Origin of the sequence: Bacillus cereus group sp. BfR-BA-01441 (genome assembly GCF_022663075.1) — a bacterium.
GTDB classification, from domain to species: domain Bacteria; phylum Bacillota; class Bacilli; order Bacillales; family Bacillaceae_G; genus Bacillus_A; species Bacillus_A cereus.
This window is the reverse complement of record NZ_JAKUEU010000060.1, coordinates 24,386-31,361: the sequence shown is the minus strand read 5'-3', so window position 1 is coordinate 31,361 and position 6,976 is coordinate 24,386. Positions and strand designations below refer to the sequence as shown.

Sequence of the window (6,976 nt, the reverse complement as noted above, 5' to 3'; positions counted from 1 at the left end):
GTGGCAATGGTTCTGGCGGCAATGGCTCTCAAGGCGGCAATCGTGTTAAAGGTGATAGCAGTTCTCAAGGGGGTAATGGCTCTCAAGGTGGCAATCGTGTTAAAGGCGATAGCAATTCTCAGGAGGGCAACGGTTCTCAAGGGGGTAATGTAAAAGATAATACGAAAAAACAAGGTGATAAATTACCTAATACTGCAACGCATTATCCTATATCTATTTTAATGGGGCTTTCAACATTCCTAATTGGTATGTTACTGTTTATTCGTCGTAAAAACGTAAAATAAGAACAACATCCTTCCATCTAAAAAGTACATGAAATACTGTATAAAACTAAAAAGGACTTTGGATTACATTTTATTATGCAGCCCAAAGTCCTTTTATCACCTATCAGAAAAAGTATTAATACGCTTTTCCCCAATACACCATTTGTTTAGCTTCTTTACCACAACAAATACATTCTTCAGCTAAATGCTCTTGCTCAAAAGGCATACAACGTGAAGATACGCCAACTTCTTCTTTTAGTTTTTCTTCACAAGCTAATTCCCCGCACCACATTGCCTTAATAAAGCCTTGCTTTTCGTCAGCTATTTTTTTCATCTCTTCGAAATTTGTCGCAACATACGTATTCTCATCGCGAAATGCTTTTGCTTTATTAAATAAAGCAATATGAATTTCTTCAAGTAATGCTGGAATACGTTCTTCTAATTGATCCATTGGTACAAACTCTTTTTCCTTCGTATCTCTTCTTACAAGTACAACTTGATTCTTTTCAATATCTTTAGGGCCAACTTCTAATCGAATTGGAATCCCCTTCATTTCATACTCATTAAATTTCCAGCCTGGTGTTTTATTACTAGCATCTATTTTTACTCGTGCAACCTTTTGAATATGTGCTTGTAACTCTGTTGCTTTTGCTAAAACTCCTTCTTTATGCTGAGCAATTGGTACAATAACAACTTGCACTGGAGCGACTTTTGGTGGCATTACAAGTCCATTATTATCACTATGAACCATTATTAGCCCGCCTATCATTCTTGTTGATACACCCCAAGATGTTTGGTGCACATATTGCCACTTACCGTTACGATCTAAAAACTTAATATCAAATGCTTCTGAGAAATTCGTCCCAAAGTTATGAGAGGTTCCTGTTTGAAGTGCTTTTCCATCATGCATTAAACTTTCAATTGTATAAGTTGCCTTTGCTCCAGCAAACTTCTCTTTTTCTGTTTTTTGTCCTTTAATAACTGGTATTGCTAAATAATCCTCACAGAAAGAAGCATATAAGTTTAAAATATTTAATGTTTCAGCCTGCGATTCTTCTGCCGTTTCATGGATTGTATGACCCTCTTGCCATAAAAATTCAGTCGTACGAAGGAACGGCCTAGTTGTCTTCTCCCAACGAACTACTGAACACCACTGATTATATAACTTTGGCAAATCATTATAGGATTGCACAATTTTTGAAAAGTGCTCACAGAATAAAGTTTCAGATGTAGGACGTACACAAAGTCTTTCCGCTAACTTTTCATCTCCACCATGCGTAACCCATGCTACTTCAGGAGCAAATCCTTCAACATGATCCTTCTCTTTTTGCAATAAACTCTCTGGGATAAACATTGGCATATATACATTTTCATGGCCAGTTTCTTTTAACTTCTCATCCATCACCTTCTGCATATTCTCCCATAAGGCATAACCATACGGACGTAAAATCATGCATCCTTTTACACTTGAATAATCAACAAGTTCGGCTTTTTTTACAATATCGGTATACCACTGCGCAAAGTCCTCTTCCATCTTCGTAATGGCTTGCACTTGTTCTTTTGCCATAGTCAGTCTTCCTCCTTCTAGAAAATACAAAAAAGCCCGCGTCCCTAAATAGGGACCGAGCTTTGTCGGCGTTACCACCCTGATTCATGCACAAAAATTGCGCATGCTCTCTTTTTGATAACGGGAAATTCCCGCTGCATATGCAGAACTCAAAGGCAGGTTCCATATTGCCTTTTTAAGAATCTTTCAGCCTGACGGATTCTCTCTCTGCTAAAAAGGTTGAACATGTACTAGTCCTTTTTCATCGTTATAACGAAATAAATTTGTTGATTATCATAATACAAATTCTTTTTTAAAACAATAGCTAATTTTCTTATTTTTATATATTCTTTTCATTTTTTGCAGTTTTATACGTAGCTTTTCCACGTAATTTTCACAAGTTGATGTGCAATCATACCGATAAGTGTACCAAGTAGGACGAAGAAACCAATAAATCCATATCCCATTCCTTCCCACCCACCAATAACAATCATTGTAACGGGAAAGGACGCTAAGCAAAGAAGTATTAAACTAAGTGCAAATATAATATCGAACTGTTTGTCTGGAAACCGTTTCTTTAGTAAATATGAAATAGCAAATACAAGTATAATCGTGATTCCGCCAATGATGTAAAAGATACCAAATCCATCTAACCAATCCATAGTGTTTCCTCCTTCCATAGATTCCCTTATACTTAATTATATGTTTAATTTTTCTGAAAATAAATAATAAATTTTCACATAAAAATATATTTTTATTACTAGGTATTAATAGTAATATATAAGAATAGGTTTTATATAATCAGGAGGGAACTTTATGGATAAAGCATTAACAAACCATGTCATTATTTTATCATTCGACTGTTTATCAGCTTTAGATTTTCCTATACTACAAAAACTACCTCATTTCCAATCTCTAATAAAAAAGGGCACGGTTGTCGAAAAAGTAGAACCAATTTATCCTTCTGTAACATATCCAAGCCACTCAACAATCGTAACCGGTAATTACCCTAACAAGCACGGTGTTGTTAGCAATACGTTACTTCAACCAGGGCGTGAATCACCTGATTGGCATTGGTACCGAAAATCAATAAAAGGAACAACATTGTATGATGAAGCGCGCAAAGCAAATTTAACGACAGCTGCCCTTCTATGGCCTGTTACTGGAAGAGCGAACATCGATTACAATTTACCAGAAATTTTTCCAAATAGACCTTGGCAAAATCAAGTGTTAGTTTCCTTATTTAGCGGTAGCCCACTATACCAATTAGATTTAAATCGTCGTTTCGGCCATATAAGAAATGGTTTATCACAACCAGAGCTGGATGATTTCGTCCTCGCCTCTGCTGTGCATACAATCCAGACGAAAAAGCCTAATATCATGTTCGTACATTTCACCGATCTAGACACACAAAGACACTATCACGGCTTTGAATCTAACGAAACAATAGCTGCTATCCAGAGACACGACGAACGTCTAGGGAAAATTATTCAAGCACTAAAAGAAAGTGACTTATACGAAGAAAGTACAATTATTGCCCTTGGTGATCATAGCGCTTTAAGTGAAAACAAATCCATACAATTAAATGTGCTATTCCATCAAAGAGGACTTATATCTCTTAATAAAAAAAGAAAATTAGTAGACTGGAAAGCCTATTGCCAAAGTTGCGACGGCTCTGCCTATGTATATGTAAAGGACAAAAATGATACGGATACAATTCGGGAGGTACAACTACTCCTTGAAGAACTACTTCAAAATAAACAAAACGGAATTGAATTTATACTTCATGATGAAGCTGCGAAAGACTGCGGTGCAGACGGTAATTGTTTATTCATGTTAGAAGCACGAGAAGGGTATTATTTCACTGAAAACTATACAGGAGATTTTATAAAAGAAATTACCGAAAAAGATGTTACGCCCAGTAAAAAATATACATTTGGTACGCATGGATACTCTCCAACAAAACCTAACTATGAAACAATTTTTATAGCTGCTGGGAAAGGGATAAAAAGCGGCATTACCATACCGTATATGAGACTTATTGATGAGGGCCCAACTATCGCTAGACTACTCGGTTTACACTTAGGTGAAACAGACGGAGCAATTGTAGAGGATTTACTCCAATTGTAAAGAACAGTGTATATATGTAAAAGTTATGTAAAATTCATCACTGTTTCTCTTTTTATAATTTTTATTTTTGTACACTGTTAGTAAAACAAATTTAAGGGGGAACATTATATGAAAAAAATGTCCAGACAAGAAAAAAGCTGGATATTATACGATTGGGCGAACTCTGTATACTCGCTCGTCATTACAACTGCATTATTTCCAATTTACTTTAAAGCAGCTGCAAAAGAAGCTGGACTATCTGGGGCAACTTCAACAGCATATTGGGGATATGCAAACTCATTCGCAACACTTTTAATTTCTATACTTGCTCCTATTCTTGGCACAGTTGCTGATTATAAAGGATTTAAAAAACGTTTTTTCACATTCTTCTTTGGACTCGGTATCGTATTTACAAGTATGTTAGCAGTCGTTCCAACCTCTCAGTGGTACTTATTGCTAGGGTGCTATATGCTCGCCTTAATCGGCTTTGCTGGAGCAAACATTTTCTATGATGCATTTTTAGTAGACGTCACTTCTGAAGATAGAATGGACCGAATTTCTACAAGAGGATTTGCATTGGGTTATATCGGGAGTACAATTCCTTTTATCGGTTGTATCGCTCTTATTATTCTTTCCCAAAAAGGAACTATTCCCTTATCGGTCGGCATTGCTAGTCAAATTTCCTTTGCAATAACAGCTCTTTGGTGGGGATTATTTACAATTCCAATGCTAAAAAACGTAGAGCAAACACACTATATTGAGCGTCATCCAAGACCTATTAGAATGAGCTTCAAACGTCTTGCTGATACTTTTAAAAATATTAAAGAATATAAAACTGTATTTATGTTTCTAATCGCTTACTTTTTCTATATTGACGGAGTCGACACAATTATTACTATGTCTACCGCTTACGGAACCGATCTCGGTATTAGTGCAACGAATCTATTAATCATATTATTTGTAACACAAATTGTCGCTTGTCCATTTGCTTTACTATACGGAAAATTATCTGAAACATTTACTGGTAAAAAAATGTTATATGTCGGTATCATTATTTATATCATTATTTGCACATATGCTTATTTTTTAAAAACGACACTTGATTTTTGGATTTTAGCAATGTTAGTTGCTACATCTCAAGGTGGTATTCAAGCACTAAGTCGTTCATACTTTGCAAAACTAGTACCTAAAGAATCTGCTAATGAATTCTTCGGATTTTATAATATATTTGGCAAGTTTGCCGCAATTATGGGTCCGGTATTAGTCGGTGTTACAACCCAATTAACAGGAAAAACAAACGCTGGTGTTCTTAGTATTATTGTTCTGTTTATTATCGGAGGATTTTTACTAACTAGAGTTCCAGAAAATAATACATCCGTTACACCACCTAGTCCAAAGACTAAAACGCTATAAGAAAAGATCCTCTTCTCATAAGAAGAGGATCTTTTTTATTTTTAAAGGTGCGACTTATAATGAACGACTCTACTGCTTGTACAAAAATAATTTATCAACAGTTGTTCCTAATACTTCAGCTAAACGGAATGCTAACGCTAAACTTGGATCATATTTATTATTCTCAATTGCATTTATCGTTTGTCTAGAAACTTTACATTTATCAGCTAATGCGCCTTGTGAAATATTATTTTCAGTGCGTAATTCATAGATTTGATTTTTCACACCATTGCTCCTAACCTGTAAAATCGTTTTTACAACATCAGTATATAATTGGCTCATATAGTTGTCAAAAGTTCCTCAAAGAAAAAGGGAGCAATATTGCTCCCTTACAATAGTTATTTCGAAGCTAACGAATTTGTTAGTGCCTCTTTATTAGCAACATCTTCTTTTTTTATTTGCATACGTAGAACTGGCCCTATCGCTAATAAAATAAGTGCCATTGCTATACAAAACACAGTAACTAGTGAAGTTAGTTCCTTTAATCCTCCAGCTAGTGAAGTTCCAATTAGCATTGCCCCCATAAACAGTGGTAAAATCGTCCCATTTACTCTTCCAACCATATTTTCTGGTACAAGTTGAATCATAAGCGTACCGACAACAATATTAACACAAGCTAAACAAATACCTGTTCCAAACCTCATGAAACTAGTAATCCAAAATGATGTAGATAGCCCTTCTACTAAAAATGACATTGCTAATATGCCCATACCGAATACAAACATTTTTTTCGGATTCACTTTTGAAGCGAAAATTGCAGCAACAATACCACCAATTAACATACCTATTCCATCAGCTGCAGCTAAATATTGAACTGCTTCCTTTTCCATTCCAAGGCGTTCTATTACAAGAAACACCTCTAATGGAGTTGTTAATCCAACAGCTAAGCCTATAATGGTGAAAGTAATCGTAATCATACGTAAATTTTTCGTATGAAGAACATACTTCCAACCTTCTTTTATATCATTTTTTAATGAATCTCTCGCCACTTGCTCTTTTTCAACCCATTTTGGTAAAAATGAAAGGGCGATAGCAGATAACAAAAATAAAATGATTAAGCTATATAGTGACGTAAATAAACCAAGTTGTGTATACACAAGCGATCCTACCACTGGTCCAAAAATCAGAAATAATGACTGTAATGTTTGGTTAAATGCAATCGCATTTGCTATCTCTTCTTCTTTTACATAGCGCTTAAATATACGCGAAGATGAGGGCTGAGAAAACTGACCTACAATCGCGGAAATGAGTGTCGCAAAAAATATAGCCTGCCAATAATCCAGCTTTAACAACAGGACAATTCCTATAATAGACAGTACACTCAACACATCTCCAGCGACCATTGTTCTTTTCGGATTCCAGCGATCAGCTAGCGCACCACCGATAAACGAGAAAATAAAAATAGGTGCATACTCCATGACAGATAATAGAGACACTGAAACTGGATCATTATTTGTCCGCTCCATTATGAAATATAAAAGAGCCATATTTCTGATCCAAATTGCAAATTGTTGTAAAATATCAGATGCCATAACGAGCATAAATGCTCGGTTTTTAAATAAAGCGTTCATTTTCATTCCCCTTTCACAAACCGACCGTTCAGTCT

Annotated in this window: 7 protein-coding genes and 1 other annotated feature; of the genes, 3 read left to right on the top strand and 4 right to left on the bottom strand. The window is 35.5% G+C overall.

The annotated features are described in order from the left end of the window. A partial coding sequence (locus MR107_RS21395) for an LPXTG cell wall anchor domain-containing protein (RefSeq protein WP_242292684.1) occupies positions 1–284 on the top strand: 284 nt, incomplete at its 5' end. 115 nt (positions 285–399) lie between these two features. Here the strand turns inward: MR107_RS21395 and proS are convergent. Beyond that, positions 400–1,830 carry a proline--tRNA ligase gene (gene proS / locus MR107_RS21390; RefSeq protein ID WP_001040977.1) on the bottom strand — a complete coding sequence of 477 codons (1,431 nt, stop codon included), beginning with the start codon at positions 1,828–1,830 and terminating at the stop codon, positions 400–402. Between the two features lie 47 nt (positions 1,831–1,877). Further along, positions 1,878–2,084, bottom strand: a binding site (T-box leader). Between the two features lie 93 nt (positions 2,085–2,177). After that, the gene (locus MR107_RS21385) at positions 2,178–2,471 is read right to left on the bottom strand and encodes a YesK-like family protein (protein ID WP_140348641.1); all 294 of its coding nucleotides are present in this window, start codon (positions 2,469–2,471) and stop codon (positions 2,178–2,180) included. A gap of 154 nt (positions 2,472–2,625) precedes the next feature. On the opposite strand from MR107_RS21385, the gene MR107_RS21380 reads away from it, so the two are divergent. Both MR107_RS21380 and MR107_RS21375 read left to right on the top strand, forming a co-directional pair. Next, positions 2,626–3,939, top strand: coding sequence for an alkaline phosphatase family protein (locus tag MR107_RS21380; RefSeq protein WP_000356409.1), 1,314 nt, complete (start codon positions 2,626–2,628; stop codon positions 3,937–3,939). A 108-nt stretch (positions 3,940–4,047) separates the two neighbouring features. Then, entirely contained in the window at positions 4,048–5,331 is a 1,284-nt protein-coding gene (locus MR107_RS21375; RefSeq protein ID WP_000738812.1) for an MFS transporter, read from the top strand. Positions 5,332–5,400: 69 nt separating this feature from the next. Here MR107_RS21375 and MR107_RS21370 read toward each other — a convergent pair whose 3' ends face one another. Together MR107_RS21370 and MR107_RS21365 are read right to left on the bottom strand one after the other, a co-directional pair. Beyond that, positions 5,401–5,652: a helix-turn-helix transcriptional regulator gene (locus tag MR107_RS21370; RefSeq protein ID WP_002023181.1), complete on the bottom strand. Its 252-nt coding sequence runs from the start codon at positions 5,650–5,652 to the stop codon at positions 5,401–5,403. Positions 5,653–5,708: 56 nt separating this feature from the next. Beyond that, positions 5,709–6,941, bottom strand: coding sequence for an MFS transporter (locus tag MR107_RS21365; RefSeq protein ID WP_000992547.1), 1,233 nt, complete (start codon positions 6,939–6,941; stop codon positions 5,709–5,711). Positions 6,942–6,976: the final 35 nt, after the last annotated feature.